This is a genomic window from Nocardiopsis yanglingensis (genome assembly GCF_045809185.1).
In the GTDB taxonomy this organism is placed as follows: domain Bacteria; phylum Pseudomonadota; class Gammaproteobacteria; order Xanthomonadales; family Xanthomonadaceae; genus Stenotrophomonas; species Stenotrophomonas yanglingensis.
This window is the reverse complement of record NZ_JBJNRH010000002.1, coordinates 258,308-273,923: the sequence shown is the minus strand read 5'-3', so window position 1 is coordinate 273,923 and position 15,616 is coordinate 258,308. Positions and strand designations below refer to the sequence as shown.

Below are 15,616 nucleotides of genomic sequence, written 5' to 3'. Positions count from 1 at the left end.
TTCCTGAATGCGTTGGGAAAGGTCGGCCGGATCACACAGGACGTCGACAGGGGCACCGATAGTCTTTGCGCCTCTCAGGGCCATTGCCATGCAGGCGTACATGCGGACTGTTACCGGAGTAGAGGGACTGGACAGCATTCTTGGTGGCGGACTTCCGCAGGCACGGCTGTATCTGCTGGAAGGGCCACCAGGTTCCGGCAAGACCACGTTGTCGCTTCAGTTCCTGCTGGAAGGCCTGCGGCGGGGCGAATGTTGCCTGTACATCACGTTGTCCGAGACCGCCGAGGAACTGCGCGAGGTCGCCGTTGCCCATGGCTGGTCGCTGGATGGCCTGCACCTGTTCGAACTGGGGTCGGCTGAAGGCGCAATGGGCAACGGTCGCCTGCAGTCGGTGCTGCATTCGTGGGAAATGGAGCTGGACGAGACGGTCAATCTGATCATGTCCAAGGTGGACAGCATCGGGCCCACCCGCGTGGTGTTCGATTCGTTGTCCGAACTGCGCCTGCTGGCCCAGGACTCTCTGCGCTACCGGCGCCAGATCCTGGCGTTGAAGCAGTTCTTCGCGCCCAAGAGCGCTACGGTGATCCTGGTCGATGACCTGACCTCTACCGGCGAAGAGCGCGACGGGCAGTTGCACAGCCTGTGCCACGGCGTGCTGTCGCTGGAACGCCTTACCCTGGATTTCGGCCCGGCCCGGCGCCGCATGCAGGTGCAGAAGCTGCGCGGTGTGGATTTCATTGCGGGCTACCACGATATGGTGATCCGTCGTGGTGGGCTCGAGATTTTTCCCCGCTTGATCGCCTCCGAGCACCACGAGCGGTTCGTGGGTTCGCCGGTGAGCAGTGGCGTCGACGAGATCGATCGCCTGCTGGGCGGGGGGCCCCTGCGCGGCACCTCGACCCTGTTGACTGGGCCCGCTGGCAGCGGCAAGACCAACGTCGCCCTGCAATACGTGTGGGCAGCCTGCGAACGTGGCGAACGCTGCTGCATCTTCGAGTTCGACGAGCGCATCGGCACGTTGTTGGCGCGTGCATCTGCGCTGGACATCGACCTGGACAAGCATCTGCACTCGGGCCTGCTGGAGATCCTGCAGATGGATCCGGCCGAGGTGTCGCCGGGTGAGTTCTCCTGGAACCTGCGCAAGGCGGTCGAGCAGCGCAACTGCAGCGTGCTGGTGATCGACAGCCTTAACGGCTATGTCACGGCAATGCCACAGGAAAAGCAGCTGATGCTGCAGCTGCACGAGATGTTGTCCTACCTCAACCAGAAGGGCGTAGCGACGTTCCTGATCAATCCGCAGCATGGCCTGGTGGGCACTATGTCCACTGGCAGTCTCAATGTGTCCTATATCGCCGATGCGGTGGTGCTGTTCCGGTTCTTCGAGGCCAAGGGGCGCATCCGCAAAGCCATTTCGGTGATCAAGAACCGCGGCGGTGCGCATGAGGACACCATCCGTGAGTTGAAGATCGACGGGCGGGGCATCACCGTCAGTGCGCCGTTGGCAGACTTCCAGGGCATCCTGACCGGAACACCCGAATTCGTGGGTGACAGCGCGGCGCTGCTGGGCCAGTCCGATGCCCGATAGCGGTGAGAGCCGCACGGTTGTCCGCATCGTGGCGCCGTTTGGACGCGATGCCGACAGCATTGCTGCGGTACTGGAGGGTGCAGGGTTGGCAACGCGCATCGCGGGCAACCTTGAGGAACTGGCCGAGCAGCTGGATGATCGCACCGGCCTGGTGGTGGTGACCCAGGAAGCCTTGGTGCGAGGCGCCGATGGCGTGCTGCCTGCCTTGCAGCAGCAACCGGCTTGGTCGGATATCCCGTTCATCCTGCTGCGCTCGGCGCGGTCGTATCGCCGCTCCACCCGTGAGGAACTGTTGCCAGTTGCGATCAACGTGGTGGAGCTGGACAGGCCGCTTGGCAGCATGTCCCTGATCAGTGCCGTCCAGGGCGCACTTCGGGCCCGTGACAAGCAGTTCCTCGTGCGGGATCAGATGGCGGCGTTGGCGGACGGGCGGGCCGCGCTGGCTCGCAGTGAAACCGAGTTGCGCCTGATCGCCGATGCGATGCCGGTGCTGATCGCCTTCGTTGATCGTTCGATGTGCTTCCGTTTCGCCAACCGGGCCTATGAGACCTGGTTCGATCTCGCTACCGGCGAGGTGATCGGAAGGCACGTTCGCGAGGTGATCGGCGAAACCGTATGGCAGCAGCGCAGAGCGGCGATGGAGCGCGCGCTGGATGGCCAGGCGGCGCTCTTCGAGATCACCTGGCCACATCCACTACGTGGCCGGCGCGACTGCGAAGTGCGTTACTCGCCACGCACCGATACCGAGGGCCGGGTCGACGGATTCCACGTCTTCGTTACCGATATCACCGCCGCCAAACTGGCCCTTAGCAACAGCCAGCAGCACGCGCATGCACTGGAGGCCATGGTGGCCGAGCGCACGCGGGAGCTGGAAGCGCAGATGGCCGCACGCGAGGCCAGCGAGGCCGCGCTGCGGCAGTCGCAGAAGATGGAAGCGATCGGGCAGTTGACCGGTGGCATCGCGCACGATTTCAACAACATGCTGACTGGCATCCTGTCTGCACTGGACATCGTGCGCCTGCGCCTGGAGATGGGCCGGGTGGATGATCTGGAACGTTTCCTGGATACGGCCACCGCCTCGGCGCAGCGTGCCGCCGCATTGACCCAGCGCCTGCTCGCGTTCTCGCGCAGGCAGTCGCTGGACGCGCGGCCGGTGGAGATCAACACGCTGTTGGTATCGGTGCAACACCTGTTGCACAGCACGATCGGGGAGACGGTGCGGCTGCGTACCGAGACCTGTCCGGTGCCGCTGCATGCCACGCTGGATGCCAACCAGTTCGAAAGTGCGGTGCTGAACCTGGCCATCAATGCGCGCGACGCGATGCCTGATGGCGGCGAGCTGATCCTGCGCACTGCGGAAGCGGATGTGCATGCCGGCCAGTATCCGGCAGTGCCGGCAGGGCACTATGCGGTGGTGGCAGTCGCCGACACGGGCGCCGGCATGGCGCCGGAAGTAGTCGAGCGCGCATTCGAGCCGTTCTTCACCACCAAGCCCATCGGCAAGGGAACCGGGCTGGGCATGTCGATGGTGTATGGCTTCATGCAGCAGTCCGGTGGTCACATCGCGATCGAATCGCGCTTGGGTGAGGGCACCACCATCTCCCTGTTCATTCCGCTGGTGGAGGTCGCGGCCAGCGAAGCAGTGGCCGCTCCGGCCAAGGACATTCCGCTCGGCGCTGGCCAGTCGATCCTGGTGGTTGAGGATGATGAGCAGGTGCGCATGCTGGTCACGGTGGTGCTTGAGGAGCTGGGGTACCAGGCCCAGGTGGTGGGCGATGCGGACGCCGCGCTTCCGATCCTGACTTCGGACCAATGCATCGATCTGTTGATCACCGACGTCGGCCTGCCTGGGCTCAATGGCCGCCAGCTCGCTGAAATAGCCCGTCACTCGCGGCCCACTTTGCCAGTGCTGTTCATGACCGGCTACGCGGAGAAGGCGCAGGAGCGCTCGTCCTTCCTCGATGCGGGCATGGCGATGATCGCCAAGCCGTTCCTGCTTGACGAGTTCAGTGCAGCGGTTCGCGCCGCGATGCCTGAAACGGCAGGTGGCAATTCGTAGAGTCTGGCCTGCTCGACGGGTTATGTGCAGAGCCGAGCCATGCTCGGCTGTTCTTTCCCGACTGGAGTCGCATCCGCTGGTCGAGCAAGCTCGACACTATCCGCACAGCGACGATTCCCGCACTACCAGCTTCACCGGGATGCTCTGGCTGTCCACCGGCTGCCGCCCGATCAGGGCCAACAGGCGTTCCACCAGCAGCTGCCCGGCCTGCTTGGTGTCCTGCTGCACGGTGGTCAGCGCCGGAGATACCGAGGCCGCCAGCGGGATGTCGTCAAAGCCGGTCACCGCCACGTCCTGCGGCACCCGCAGCCCGGCTTCGCGCAGGGCGCGCATCGCGCCGATGGCGATCAGGTCGCTGGCCGCGCAGATCGCATCGATCGGCTCGCCGCGCGCCAGCAGTGCCTGGCAGGCCTCCTGGCCGGAGGCTTCAGTGGTGATCGCATCGTGCTGCAGCGCCGGCTCGGCGGCCAGGCCGTGTTCCTGCAGGGCCGCGACATGGCCGCGGTAGCGCTCCTGGAATTCGGGGTAGTGGCTGGAGGCATGGCCGAGGAAGGCGACGCGGCGGCAGCCCTGCTGCAGCAGGTGGGTGGTGATGTCGTGCCCGCCCTGGAAGTTGTCGCTGCCGATCGACACGCCCGGCTGGCCGGGCAGGGCAGCGCCCCAGCGCACGAAATGCGTGCCCTGTTCGACCAGCCGCTGCAGGCGGTCGCGCGATTCGTGGTAGTCGCCGTAGCCGAGCAGGATGATGCCGTCGGCCTTGTTGCTGTCCTCGTAATCGGCCTGCCAGTCGGTGGACAGCTGCTGGAACGAGACCAGCAGGTCCTGCCCGTGCAGGGCGCAGGCGCGGGTGATCGAGCCGAGCATCGAATGGAAGAACGGGTTGATCAGCGAGTCGTCGTTGGTCGGGTCCTCGAAGAACAGCAGTGCCAGCGTGCCGGCGTTGCGCAGGCGCAGGCTGGAGGCGTTCTTGTCGACCTTGTAGTTCAGCTCGCGGGCGATGCGCAGGATGCGCTCACGGGTCTCGGCGTTGACCATCGGGCTGCCACGCAGGGCCCGCGACACGGTCGGCTGGGAGACCCCGGCCAGGTGGGCGATGTCCAGGGAGGTGGCTTTGCCTTTGATCGTCATGGGCACGCAGAGGGGGCAGGGGAAAGGTGCCCGGGCATGATGCCATGGGTAGACGCGAATGCCCCTCGGGATGTCCGCCGAAGCGAGGGTAAGTCATTGCCGGACAAGGAAATCAGTTCAATCCTCCTGCGCGGCCGGGGTCTTCTGACCGGGCGGATGGCGGCGGCAATGCTAAGATGCATCGTTCTCGCATTCCCCCAAATTTCAACAGGGGCGGCCCAGCCTACTGCACCCCCGCCCGGGGCTGTGCTATCACTGGCGGTCTGCCCTTGGACAACGGACGAAGGTACCTATGGCGCGCGGCATCAACAAAGTCATCCTGGTCGGCAATCTCGGCAACGACCCGGACGTGAAGTACACCCAGGGCGGCATGGCGATCACCCGCATCAGCCTGGCCACCACCAGCGTCCGCAAGGACAAGGATGGCAACCAGCAGGAACGTACCGAATGGCACCGTGTGGTGTTCTTCGGCAAGCTCGGCGAAATCGCCGGCGAGTACCTGCGCAAGGGCAGCTCGGTCTACGTCGAAGGCAGCCTGCGCTACGACAAGTACACCGGCCAGGACGGTGTGGAGAAGTACTCCACCGATATCATCGCCGATGAAATGCAGATGCTGGGCGGCCGCGGTGAAGGCGGCGGCGGTGGCGGCGGCAACTACGGCGGCGATCGTCCGCAGCGCCAGCAGGCGCCGCGCCAGGAGTACGGCGGCGGTGGCGGCGGTCAGCGTGGTGGCCAGGGTGGCGGCTATGGCAACCAGGGCGGCAACCAGGGCGGCGGTTACGGCAACCAGGGTGGCAACCAGCGCCCGCAGCCGCAGCAGGCTCCGCCGATGGACGACTTCGCTGACGACGATATTCCGTTCTGATCGAACGCTCGCCTGCAGCACAAAAGAAAGCCCCGCTCATGCGGGGCTTTTCTTTGTCCGCGATTCCTGCGGAGTTGTGCCCCGCAGCATTGAATTTTCGTGCACCGCGACTTGCAAACAGACAATTTCCTCCCCTATGGTGCAATCGATTGCATTGCTGTGAATCGTTGCGTTTGATACCGGTTGGGAGGCCGGCAGGTGGATGTCCATCCATTCGATCAGACCGGCTCCGGCGACGGGCCTCACACGGCGCGATGCGCTGCGTCTCGCAGTTGCCGGCAGCATTGGCCTGGGGGCGGCAGGCGTGCTCCCCGCATTCGCCGCCGATGCTCCGCTCAAGGGCAACCTGAAGCATTCCGTCGCCCGCTGGACCTTCCCGCAGCTGTCGGTCGCCCAGCTCTGCACGACAGTGAAGGACATCGGTTTTGCCGCGATCGACCTTGTCGGTCCGGAGGACTGGCCGACGCTGAAGGCCCATGGCGTGTACAGCTCGATGTGCAACGGCGCAGAGCTGGGCCTGACCAAGGGCTTTGCCGGCCGCGAATTCCACGACCAGCTGGTGGAACGCTACACGCGGCACATCGACCTGGTGGCCGATGCCGGCTACCGCAACCTGATCTGCTTCTCCGGCAATCGCAACGGCATGGACCCGAAGGAAGGTCTGGCCAATGCCGAGGCCGGCCTCAAGCGCATCCTCGGGCACGCCGAGAAGCGCGGTGTGGTACTGGTGATGGAGCTGTTGAACTCCAAGGTCGATCATCGCGACTACCTGTGCGACCACTCCGCATGGGGTGTGGAGCTGTGTCAGCGGCTCGGCTCGGACAACTTCGGCCTGCTCTACGACATCTACCACATGCAGATCATGGAGGGCGACATCATCGCCACCATCGGCAAGCATCACGCCTGCTTCAAGCATTACCACACCGCGGGCGTGCCCGGCCGGAATGAGATCGGAGACCAGCAGGAGCTCCACTATCCGGCCATCTGTCGCGCGATCCGCGACACCGGTTTCAAGGGGTATCTGGCGCAGGAGTTCACGCCTGCAGCGCCCGATCCCGTTGCCTCATTGCGCGAGGCGATCCGCCTCTGCGACGTCTGAAACGATATCCACCCAGGTGAGAAACCCATGGCAGATAATCACTACGACGCCATTGTTGTTGGCTCGGGAATCAGTGGCGGTTGGGCAGCGAAGGAGCTGACCGAAAAGGGCCTGAAGGTCCTGATGCTGGAACGCGGACGCAACATCGAACACGTCAAGGACTACGTCAATGCGATGAAGGAGGCGTGGGACTTCCCGCATCGCAACCGGCCCACCCAGGCGATGAAGGCCGACTTCCCGGTGCTGATGCGCGACTATGGCCTGGCCGAAAACCTGGAAGGAATGTGGACCAACGAGCAGGACTCGCCCTACATTGAGACCAAGCGCTTCGACTGGTTCCGTGGTTACCACGTCGGCGGCCGCTCATTGCTATGGGGCCGGCAGAGCTATCGCTTCTCCGACCTGGACTTCGAGGCGAACCTCAAGGACGGCATCGCGGCCGATTGGCCGATCCGCTATGCCGACATCGCGCCGTGGTACGACTATGTGGAGAAGTTCGCGGGCATCGCTGGCACGCGAGAAGGGCTGGACGTGTTGCCGGATGGCGAGTTCCTGCCGCCGATTCCCTTGAACATCGTCGAGAAGGATGTGGCCGCGCGTATCAAGAAGGCCTTCGGCGGAACGCGCCATATGATCCACTCGCGCACTGCCAACATCACCAAGCCGATGCCCGAGCAGGGGCGCGTCAACTGCCAGTACCGAAACAAGTGCATCCTGGGCTGTCCTTTTGGTGCCTACTTCTCGACCCAGGCGGCGACACTGCCAGCGGCGATGAAGACCGGCAACCTGACCTTGCGGCCGTTCTCGATCGTCAAGGAAGTGCTCTACGACAAGGACCGCAAGCGTGCCCGTGGCGTGGAGATCATCGACGCCGAGACCGGGCAGACCTACCAGTACACCGCCAAGGTGATCTTCCTCAACGCGTCGTCGTTCAACTCGACCTGGCTGCTGATGAATTCGGCCACCGATGTCTGGGAGGCCGGGCTGGGCTCCTCGTCGGGCGAACTCGGGCACAACGTGATGGACCATCACTTCGGTGCGGGCGCCTCCGGCCGGGTTGAGGGTTACGAAGACAAGTACTACTTCGGGCGTCGCCCCTGCGGCTTCTACATTCCGCGTTTCCGCAACGTTGCGGCCGACAAGCGCGGCTATCTGCGCGGGTTCGGCTACCAGGGCGGTGCCAGCCGCACGGGCTGGTCGCGCGAGATCGCCGAGCTCAACATCGGTGCCGATCTGAAGGAGGCGCTGACCGTGCCCGGTGACTGGCGCATCGGCATGACCGGGTTCGGTGAAATGCTGCCGCACCACGACAACACGATCCGCCTGGATCGCGACCGCAAGGACAAGTGGGGGCTGCCGGTGCTGGCGATGGACGTTGCCATGCGCGCCAACGAACTGGCGATGCGCAAGGACATGGCCGCCGATGCCGCAGAGATGCTGGAAGCGGCCGGCGTCAAGGACGTGAAGATGCACGACAACGATTACGCCCCGGGCAAGGGCATCCACGAAATGGGGACCGCGCGCATGGGACGTGATCGGAAGAGTTCGGTGCTGAACCAGCACAACCAGGTCTGGGATGCACCCAACGTCTATGTCACCGACGGTGCCTGCATGACCTCCAGCGCCTGCGTTAATCCTTCGCTGACCTACATGGCGCTGACCGCGCGCGCGGCCGACCACGCCGTGCGCGAACTGAAAGCGGGGAACCTCTGATGGATCGCCGCGAACTGCTGAAGATGATCGTCGCCGCTACCGGTGCGGCCATGGTCGGCCTGCCTGCGCTTGTGCAGGGGCAGGCGCCGGCTGGCGATACAAAGGTCTCGTTCTCCGATGCTGACGTCGGCACGCTGGACGAGATTGCCGAGACCATCCTGCCGCGGACCCGGACGCCAGGGGCGAAGGATGCCGGCGCCGGCCTGTTCATGGCGACCTTCGTCAGCGACTGCTACACCGCCCGGCAGCTGGCGACCTTCCGCGCAGGGCTGACCGATATCGATAAACGCGCCGGCGGCCGCTTTGTGTCGCTCACACCGGAAGCCCGCACCGAATTGCTGCGCATGCTCGATGCAGAAGCCAAGGCACGCTCTGCCGATGTGACCGAGACTGGTACGCCTGAAGAAGGTGAGGCGATGCCGCACTACTTCACGATGATCAAGCAGCTGGCCATCTTCGGATTCTTTACCTCCAAAGTCGGCGCGACCGGGGTGCTGCAGTACGTTGCCGTGCCGGGGCGCTACGATGGCGACCTCGCCTATGTTCCCGGCACGCCCGCTTGGGGGACCAGCTGATGGAGCGCAACAGGATAATCAAGCCGCTGCTGATCGCGGCCACCGTGCTGGCCGCCGCACCCGTGTTCGCGCAGAACGGTGCCGACGCCACGCGCGACCCGAAGAAGACAGAGGTGTGGACGCCGGTGCCTGCGACCGTGGCCACGCCGGCAGGCAGGGCCCCGTCCGACGCAATCGTGCTGTTCGATGGCAAGGATGTCTCCGCGTGGGAGTCGGAGCAGGGCGGACGCGTGCCCTGGAAGGTTGCCGATGGCGCCATGACCGTCGTGCCCGGCAGCAAGGGCATCCGCACCAAACAAGGCTTCTGCGACGTCCAGCTGCATGTCGAGTGGCGCACACCCACCGACACCAAGGGCTTCGACGGACAGAACCGGGGCAACAGCGGCATCTTCCTGCAGGAGCTGTACGAACTGCAGGTACTCGACAGCTACAACAACCCGACCTATGCCAACGGCCAGGCGGGCTCTATCTACAAGCAGGCCATGCCACGGGTGAACGCCTCGCGTGCGCCGGGTGAGTGGCAGGCCTACGACATCCTCTGGACAGCACCGCGCTTCTCGGCGGGCGGCGGCCTTGCGTCGCCCGCGCGCATCACGGTGCTGCACAACGGCGTGCTGGTGCAGGACGACACCGTGCTGGCAGGTAAGACCGAGTACATCGGCGCACCGTCGTACGCGCCGCATGGGTGCGCGCCGCTCTATCTGCAGGAACATGACGCCAGGGTCAGCTACCGCAACATCTGGGTGCGCGAGCTGTAGTGGCACATGGCCGGCGTGATCGTCGGCCGCTTACTTCGCCAGGTAACTGGTGATGTCATTGATCTCCTGCTGTGACAGCTGGGAGAAGGGCGGCATCAGCCCGCCGCCCTTGCTGATCTTTTCCTTGATCTGTGCGGGTGCCATGCGCTTGCCGATGTCGGTGAGCGCCGGGAACGCACCCGGCATGCCCGCACGATCGGCGCCGTGGCAGGCTACGCAGTTCGCGGTATAGAGCTTTGCACCCGCTGCCGGGTCGTCCTTGCACCAGGCGGCTGTCGCAACACTCATGCCGCCCAGGGTCACCGCCATTGCCAGGTTCATTTTCATGTGGGGCTCCTTGATGCGTCAGCGCTGCGCACGGGCGGGCACGCGGGTGGTCAGGTGTTCACGCAGATAGTCCGCGCCGGTCTGGATGACTTTGGCCGGATCGCGTGGCTGGTCGTGCTCGATGATGTACCAGTGCACGCCGGCGGCTGCGGCAGCAGGCAGGATCGCGTTCCAGTCCAGCACGCCCTGGCCCACCGCAGCGAAACCGCCTTCGTCTTCGGCCTGTCCCTTGGGCGCATTGTCCTTGGCATGCACCGCGAATACGTGGCCGCGGAACTTTGCCAGCACTACCGCCGGATCCAGGCCCGCACGCGCGACCCAGGCCAGGTCCAGCTCGGTCTGCAGGTCTGGACCGGCGGCGGCGAACAGCAGCTCCAGTCCGGTCCTGCCATCGAAGTCGACCAGCTCGAAATCGTGGTTGTGATAGGCCAGGCGCATGCCCTTGCCGCGCACCTGCTTCGCGATACTGCCCAGTTCCTGGCCCAGCGCAGTCCAGCCCGCGGCATCGCTCGGACGATCCTTCTTGTCCAGGTACGGCACCACCAGCGTCGTGTTGCCGATCGACCGGTTGAAGGTCACCACCCCATCCAGATTGCTGCGCAGCTCGGCCAGGGGCACATGCGATGAAATCGCCTTGATCGAATACCGGTCCAGCAGCTGCTTGAGTTCGGCCGCGCTGGTGTTCTGCGTGCCGACCGTCTCCACCGCATGGACGCCTGCGTCGTGGACGATCTTCAACTGCTGCTCGAGCGAGCCGGCATCGCGCAGGGTGTACATCTGCACCGCGATCGGCTTCTGCGTGCTGGCGGCTTCGACTGCGAAGGTGGGCAGGGCAGCGAACAGCAGGATGAGGCTTGCACTTCTACGGAAAAGAGCTTTCATCAACAGATCCTCCCGGGATTCACCCGATGGTGGTCCAGGCGCGTGACCTGGCTGATGCAATGACACGATCGACGATCTGCGCCGAGCGCACGCCGTCCTCGAAGGTGGGCAGGCTCTGCGGTCGCTCTCCCTCGATGGCGCGATAGGTGTCGGCGACGAATGCTTCGAAGCACTGGGCGTAGCCCTGCGCGTGGCCGGCCGGCAACACCGACAGCCGGCGTTGTTCGGCACTGCCGGCGCCCGGCCCGCGCACGAAGATCTCCTCGCGCTGGTCGGGCCGGCCGATCCACAGCCGCTCGGCGTCCTCCTGGTTGAAGGCCACGCTGGCCTTGGCACCATCGATCTCGAACCAGAGGCGATTGTGGCGTCCGGCCGAGACCTGGCTGACCGTCAGAGATGCCAGCGTGCCGGCATCGGTCCTGAACATCGCCGCAGCCACGTCCTCGCTCGTGACCGCCTGCGTTGCGCCGCCTGCCGCCGGCGTGCTGAAGCTCTGCCCGCTGACGGCGCCGCGCTCGGCGATGACGGTAGAGAACGCCGCGCTGACCTCGACGAAGCGTTCGCCGCTGATCCACTCCACCAGGTCGCACCAGTGCGAGCCGATGTCGGCGAATACGCGCGATGCGCCACCCAGCGTCGGGTCCACGCGCCAGTTGTTGCTGGCCGGGTCCAGCAGCCAGTCCTGCAGGTAGCTGCCGTGGATGAGGTGCAGCGGCCCCAGATCGCCTTGGGCGATGCGTGCGCGCGCCTCGCGCACCACCGGGTGGTAGCGGTAGACGAAGGGTACCGTGGCGACGAGCCCGCTCGACGTGGCCAAGGCGGCCAGCGCCTGCGCATCGTCCAGCGTGGTTGCCAGCGGCTTCTCGCAGATCACGTGCTTGCCGGCCTCCAGCGCGGCCTGCGCCATCGCGCGGTGCAGATGGTTGGGCGTGCACACGTGCACCACCTGGACCTGCGGATCGGCGATCACCTCCTCGAAATCCCGATAGGCGCGCGGGACATTCCAGGACTGCGCTGACTCAAGCGCGCGCTGCGGTGACGAGGCGGCCACGCCGCGTACCTCGGCACCGGCGAGCAAGGCCGCGCGGCGGTGCACGGCACCGATCATGCCGGTGCCCACGATGGCGATTCCAAGCGTTGGCATCGACTCGAATCCTCAGGGTGTGGAAGATGCGGCGGCCACGGCGGGCCGGTCGCGGAACAGCAGCAGGAAGGCGATCAGCACCACCAGCGCGACAGCGGCCGGGAACAGCCAGATCTGCTGCCAGTCGCGTCCGGCGGCCGTGGTGAAGTGCTCCACCACCGCGCCGGACAGGAAAGTGCCGATCAGCATGCCCACGCCGTACGTGGCCAGGGTGATGAACCCCTGCGCGCTGCTGCGCGCGGCGGGGCCAGCATGGGCATCGGTGTAGATCTGGCCGGTGACGAAGAAGAAGTCGTAGCAGATGCCGTGCAGCACGATGCCGATCACCAGTAGCGAGAAACCGCTGCCCGCATCGCCGAAGGCGAACATCGCGTAGCGCACCACCCAGGCGGCCATGCCCACCGCCAGCATGGTCTTCACCCCCAGCCGCACGAACAGGAACGGCATGGCCAGCATCAGCAGCACTTCGGAGACCTGGCCCAGCGACTGCAGGCCCGCTGCGCCGCGCACGCCCAGGTCGTTGAGATACGGATTGGTGAAGTTGTAGTAGAACGACAGCGGGATGCAGATGGCGATGGATGCCAGGAAGAACACCAGATAGGCGCGCGACCTCAGCAGCCGCAGCGAATCCAGGCCGAGGATCTGCCCGAGCCCGGCGTCGCGCTGCTTGGCCAGCGGCGGTGTGTGCGGCAGGGTGAAGGCATACAGGCCCAGTACCAGTGATGCCAGCGCCGCCATGCGGAAGGTCAGTTCGAGCCGATGGGCCTGCTCCCAGCCCAGCCAGCCGATCAGCACGCCTGCGACGATCCAGCCGATGCTGCCCGCCACCCGCACCAGCGGGAACTGTTTCTCGGGCGATTGCATGTGCCGCATGGCTACGCTGTTGGCCAATGCCAGCGTCGGCATGAACAACAGCATGTAGCCCATGACGCAGGCGGAGAACATGCTGAAACTGGTGGCGGTGGACGCCAGCCACATCAGCACGGCACCAGCCAGATGCAGCAACGCGAGGATACGCTGCGCGGCGAAGTAACGATCTGCGATCAGGCCGACCAGGAACGGCGCCACGATGGCGCCGATGGACTGGCTGAGGAAGGCCGTCGCTACCTGGCTCGCGCTGGCCTGCAGCGGGCCCTGCACCAGATAGGTGCCCAGGGTGACGAACCACGCCCCCCAGATGAAGAACTGCAGAAACATCATCGCGCCCAAGCGCGACATGGCGTGCGTCATGGCTTGCCCTCCCGGGGCGGTATCGGCTCAGATTCCCAGCATGCGGTGCAGTGATGCGGCGTCGGTGCCGCTGTCGGCGAAGTCGTCGAAGGCGCGCTCGGTCACCCGGATGATGTGGTCGCGGATGAAGGCGGCACCCTCGCGTGCGCCGTCTTCCGGGTGCTTCAGGCAGCACTCCCATTCCAGTACCGCCCATCCGGGGAAGTCGTACTGGGCGAACTTGGAGAAGATCGCCCTGAAGTCGATCTGGCCGTCGCCGAGTGAACGGAACCGGCCCGGGCGATCGATCCAGTCCTGGTAGCCGCCGTAAACGCCGCTGCTGGCACTGGCGTGGTACTCCGCATCCTTCACGTGGAAGGCGCCGATGCGCGCGTGGTAGCGGTCGATGAAACCCAGGTAGTCCATCTGCTGCAGCAGCAGATGGCTGGGGTCGTACAGGATCTTCGCGCGCGGGTGATGGTCCACCACATCGAGGAAGCGCTCGAAGGTCGCGCCATCGTGCAGGTCCTCCCCCGGGTGGATCTCGAAGCACAGGTCCACGCCGCAGGCGTCGAACGCATCGAGGATGGGGCGCCAGCGGCGGCCGAGTTCGGCGAAAGCCTCCTCCACGAGTCCCGGTGGGCGCTGCGGCCAGGGATAGAAATAGGGCCAGGCCAATGCGCCGGAGAACGTGGCATGCGCGGTCAGCCCCAGGCGCTGGCTGGCTTTGGCAGCCAACACTAGCTGCTCCACTGCCCAGGCTTGGCGGGCGGCGGGATCGCCGCGTTTGTCCGCGGGTGCGAATCCGTCGAACAGACTGTCGTAGGCCGGATGGACCGCGACCAGCTGCCCCTGAAGATGGGTGGACAGCTCGGTGATCTGCACGCCGTGCCCGGCCAGCACGCCGGCAATATCGTCGCAGTACGCCTGGCTGCGCGCGGCCTCGGCCAGATCGAACAGGTGGGGCGCCGTGGTGGGGACTTGTACGCCAGAATAGCCTAGACCCGCGGCCCATCCGGCCAGCGTGTCCAGCCGATCAAAAGGAGCCGTGTCGCCGATGAACTGCGCCAGGAACAGCGCTGGACCCTTGAGTGTCTTCAACGTGATTCGCCCTCGATGCAATCGATTGCATTATCCTAGCAGGGGCTCACGCAGGACCTGTTGTGCAGTGCACAGCAGACAGGAGAACTAACGCCATGGCCACCATCTACGACATCGCGAAGCACGTCGGCGTCTCCGCAGGCACGGTGTCGCGGGCGCTTTCCCGGCCGGACAAAGTGCTGCCCGCTACCCGCGCGCGCATCGAGCAGGCCGCCGCCGCACTGGGCTATGTGCCCAACACGGTGGCCCGCACGCTCAAGACCCAGCGCAGCGGCAAGATCCTGGTTACCGTCCCGGACATCGCCAATCCGTTCTTCGCGCAGATCCTGCAGGGTGCGGAGGAGGCCGCGCAGGCGGTCGGCTACGCGGTCCTGCTGGGCGATACCCAGCATCAACCCGACCGTGAGGAGCGCTACGCGCAGATGCTCCGGCGCAACGAGGCCGACGGGATGATCGTGCTGGGGCATCGCCTGCCCCCCACCGCGCGCGAGATCGTCGAACAGCGCGGTGCCGCTGCGCCTGTGGTCAACGGCTGCGAGTTCGATCCCGCGCTGGGCATTCCCAGCGTCCACATCGACAATGCGGCCGCCGCGCGCGCGGTGATGGAGCATCTGTACGGGCTGGGACACGAACGGATTGCCGTGGTCGGTGGGCCACCTGACAACCCGCTGCACCAGCAGCGCATGGAAGGCGTGCGCAGTGCCGCCAAGGCGCGTGGTCGCCTGCGCCAGCTGAACATCGTGCCGGGTGACTTTTCGGTCGAGTCGGGCCATGCCGCCGCGATGTCGATGTTGGCCGCCGCGCCGGTACCGACTGCGGTGTTCTGTTTCAGCGACCAGATGGCGCTGGGCACTCTGGCGGCCTGCCGGGAGCTGGGCATCCGCGTGCCGGAGGACCTGTCGATCGTCGGCTTTGACGACCTGGCCTCCTCGCGCTACCTCACGCCGCCGCTGACGACGATCAGGCAGCCGATGCGGGAGATTGGTGAGCGCGCGGTCAACCTGCTGCTTGCCATCATCGAACACGTGGATGTGCCCCTGCAGCAGACGCTGGAGTTCAGCCTGATGCTGCGGGGCTCGACGGCTGTACCCAGGGCCGGGTAAGGGCAGGGTCGCTGCCGAGTTCTTGATCCCGAATTGACGCAGAGCTGTCAGACTCGGTATGGGCAGCC

General features: G+C 65.4%; 14 protein-coding genes. 8 read left to right on the top strand and 6 right to left on the bottom strand.

The features are described from left to right. Positions 1-100: 100 nt before the first annotated feature. Both ACJ7C5_RS04485 and ACJ7C5_RS04480 read left to right on the top strand, forming a co-directional pair. On the top strand, positions 101-1,585 hold the full coding sequence (locus ACJ7C5_RS04485; protein ID WP_412703175.1) for an ATPase domain-containing protein: 1,485 nt from the start codon (positions 101-103) through the stop codon (positions 1,583-1,585). 28 nt (positions 1,586-1,613) lie between these two features. Further along, positions 1,614-3,644, top strand: coding sequence for a PAS domain-containing protein (locus tag ACJ7C5_RS04480; protein WP_412703174.1), 2,031 nt, complete (start codon positions 1,614-1,616; stop codon positions 3,642-3,644). A 96-nt stretch (positions 3,645-3,740) separates the two neighbouring features. On the opposite strand, the gene ACJ7C5_RS04475 is transcribed toward ACJ7C5_RS04480, so the two are convergent. Beyond that, on the bottom strand, positions 3,741-4,772 hold the full coding sequence (locus tag ACJ7C5_RS04475; RefSeq protein WP_412703173.1) for a LacI family DNA-binding transcriptional regulator: 1,032 nt from the start codon (positions 4,770-4,772) through the stop codon (positions 3,741-3,743). Between the two features lie 292 nt (positions 4,773-5,064). Here ACJ7C5_RS04475 and ACJ7C5_RS04470 point away from each other — a divergent pair, with 292 nt between their 5' ends. The 5 genes from ACJ7C5_RS04470 (at position 5,065) to ACJ7C5_RS04450 (ending at position 9,782) form a co-directional block, all read left to right on the top strand. Next, on the top strand, positions 5,065-5,637 hold the full coding sequence (locus tag ACJ7C5_RS04470) for a single-stranded DNA-binding protein (protein ID WP_043034165.1): 573 nt from the start codon (positions 5,065-5,067) through the stop codon (positions 5,635-5,637). Positions 5,638-5,839: 202 nt separating this feature from the next. Beyond that, positions 5,840-6,736, top strand: coding sequence for a hydroxypyruvate isomerase family protein (locus ACJ7C5_RS04465; RefSeq protein WP_412703172.1), 897 nt, complete (start codon positions 5,840-5,842; stop codon positions 6,734-6,736). Positions 6,737-6,763: 27 nt separating this feature from the next. Further along, the gene (locus ACJ7C5_RS04460) at positions 6,764-8,449 is read left to right on the top strand and encodes a GMC oxidoreductase (RefSeq protein WP_412703171.1); all 1,686 of its coding nucleotides are present in this window, start codon (positions 6,764-6,766) and stop codon (positions 8,447-8,449) included. Continuing rightward, the gene (locus tag ACJ7C5_RS04455) at positions 8,449-9,024 is read left to right on the top strand and encodes a gluconate 2-dehydrogenase subunit 3 family protein (RefSeq protein ID WP_412703170.1); all 576 of its coding nucleotides are present in this window, start codon (positions 8,449-8,451) and stop codon (positions 9,022-9,024) included. Before ACJ7C5_RS04460 ends, ACJ7C5_RS04455 begins: the two co-directional genes overlap by 1 nt. After that, positions 9,024-9,782, top strand: a complete 759-nt coding sequence (locus ACJ7C5_RS04450) for a 3-keto-disaccharide hydrolase (protein ID WP_412703169.1) — start codon at positions 9,024-9,026, stop codon at positions 9,780-9,782. Before ACJ7C5_RS04455 ends, ACJ7C5_RS04450 begins: the two co-directional genes overlap by 1 nt. Positions 9,783-9,812: 30 nt before the next feature. Here ACJ7C5_RS04450 and ACJ7C5_RS04445 read toward each other — a convergent pair whose 3' ends face one another. The 5 genes from ACJ7C5_RS04445 to ACJ7C5_RS04425 are packed head-to-tail and all read right to left on the bottom strand — an operon-like array spanning position 9,813 to position 14,445. Continuing rightward, on the bottom strand, positions 9,813-10,109 hold the full coding sequence (locus ACJ7C5_RS04445) for a c-type cytochrome (protein WP_412703168.1): 297 nt from the start codon (positions 10,107-10,109) through the stop codon (positions 9,813-9,815). 18 nt (positions 10,110-10,127) lie between these two features. After that, positions 10,128-10,991, bottom strand: a complete 864-nt coding sequence (locus ACJ7C5_RS04440) for a sugar phosphate isomerase/epimerase family protein (RefSeq protein ID WP_412703167.1) — start codon at positions 10,989-10,991, stop codon at positions 10,128-10,130. Between the two features lie 19 nt (positions 10,992-11,010). After that, the gene (locus ACJ7C5_RS04435; protein WP_412703166.1) at positions 11,011-12,135 is read right to left on the bottom strand and encodes a Gfo/Idh/MocA family protein; all 1,125 of its coding nucleotides are present in this window, start codon (positions 12,133-12,135) and stop codon (positions 11,011-11,013) included. 12 nt (positions 12,136-12,147) lie between these two features. Further along, positions 12,148-13,365 (bottom strand): nucleoside permease, encoded by a 1,218-nt coding sequence (locus tag ACJ7C5_RS04430; protein WP_412703165.1) that lies wholly within the window; start codon positions 13,363-13,365, stop codon positions 12,148-12,150. 27 nt (positions 13,366-13,392) lie between these two features. Next, entirely contained in the window at positions 13,393-14,445 is a 1,053-nt protein-coding gene (locus ACJ7C5_RS04425) for a sugar phosphate isomerase/epimerase family protein (protein WP_412703164.1), read from the bottom strand. 95 nt (positions 14,446-14,540) lie between these two features. On the opposite strand from ACJ7C5_RS04425, the gene ACJ7C5_RS04420 reads away from it, so the two are divergent. Next, on the top strand, positions 14,541-15,548 hold the full coding sequence (locus tag ACJ7C5_RS04420) for a LacI family DNA-binding transcriptional regulator (protein WP_088025020.1): 1,008 nt from the start codon (positions 14,541-14,543) through the stop codon (positions 15,546-15,548). Positions 15,549-15,616: the final 68 nt, after the last annotated feature.

Bases quoted from the DNA above. Each gene is read 5' to 3' on its own strand.
- ACJ7C5_RS04475 (WP_412703173.1), bottom strand. From the start codon at position 4,772: ATGACGATCAAAGGCAAAGCCACCTCCCTGGACATCGCCCACCTGGCC.
- ACJ7C5_RS04445 (WP_412703168.1), bottom strand. From the start codon at position 10,109: ATGAAAATGAACCTGGCAATGGCGGTGACCCTGGGCGGCATGAGTGTT.
- ACJ7C5_RS04465 (WP_412703172.1), top strand. From the start codon at position 5,840: ATGTCCATCCATTCGATCAGACCGGCTCCGGCGACGGGCCTCACACGG.
- ACJ7C5_RS04450 (WP_412703169.1), top strand. From the start codon at position 9,024: ATGGAGCGCAACAGGATAATCAAGCCGCTGCTGATCGCGGCCACCGTG.
- ACJ7C5_RS04440 (WP_412703167.1), bottom strand. From the start codon at position 10,991: ATGAAAGCTCTTTTCCGTAGAAGTGCAAGCCTCATCCTGCTGTTCGCT.
- ACJ7C5_RS04455 (WP_412703170.1), top strand. From the start codon at position 8,449: ATGGATCGCCGCGAACTGCTGAAGATGATCGTCGCCGCTACCGGTGCG.
- ACJ7C5_RS04435 (WP_412703166.1), bottom strand. From the start codon at position 12,135: ATGCCAACGCTTGGAATCGCCATCGTGGGCACCGGCATGATCGGTGCC.
- ACJ7C5_RS04485 (WP_412703175.1), top strand. From the start codon at position 101: ATGCGGACTGTTACCGGAGTAGAGGGACTGGACAGCATTCTTGGTGGC.
- ACJ7C5_RS04430 (WP_412703165.1), bottom strand. From the start codon at position 13,365: ATGACGCACGCCATGTCGCGCTTGGGCGCGATGATGTTTCTGCAGTTC.
- ACJ7C5_RS04470 (WP_043034165.1), top strand. From the start codon at position 5,065: ATGGCGCGCGGCATCAACAAAGTCATCCTGGTCGGCAATCTCGGCAAC.
- ACJ7C5_RS04420 (WP_088025020.1), top strand. From the start codon at position 14,541: ATGGCCACCATCTACGACATCGCGAAGCACGTCGGCGTCTCCGCAGGC.
- ACJ7C5_RS04460 (WP_412703171.1), top strand. From the start codon at position 6,764: ATGGCAGATAATCACTACGACGCCATTGTTGTTGGCTCGGGAATCAGT.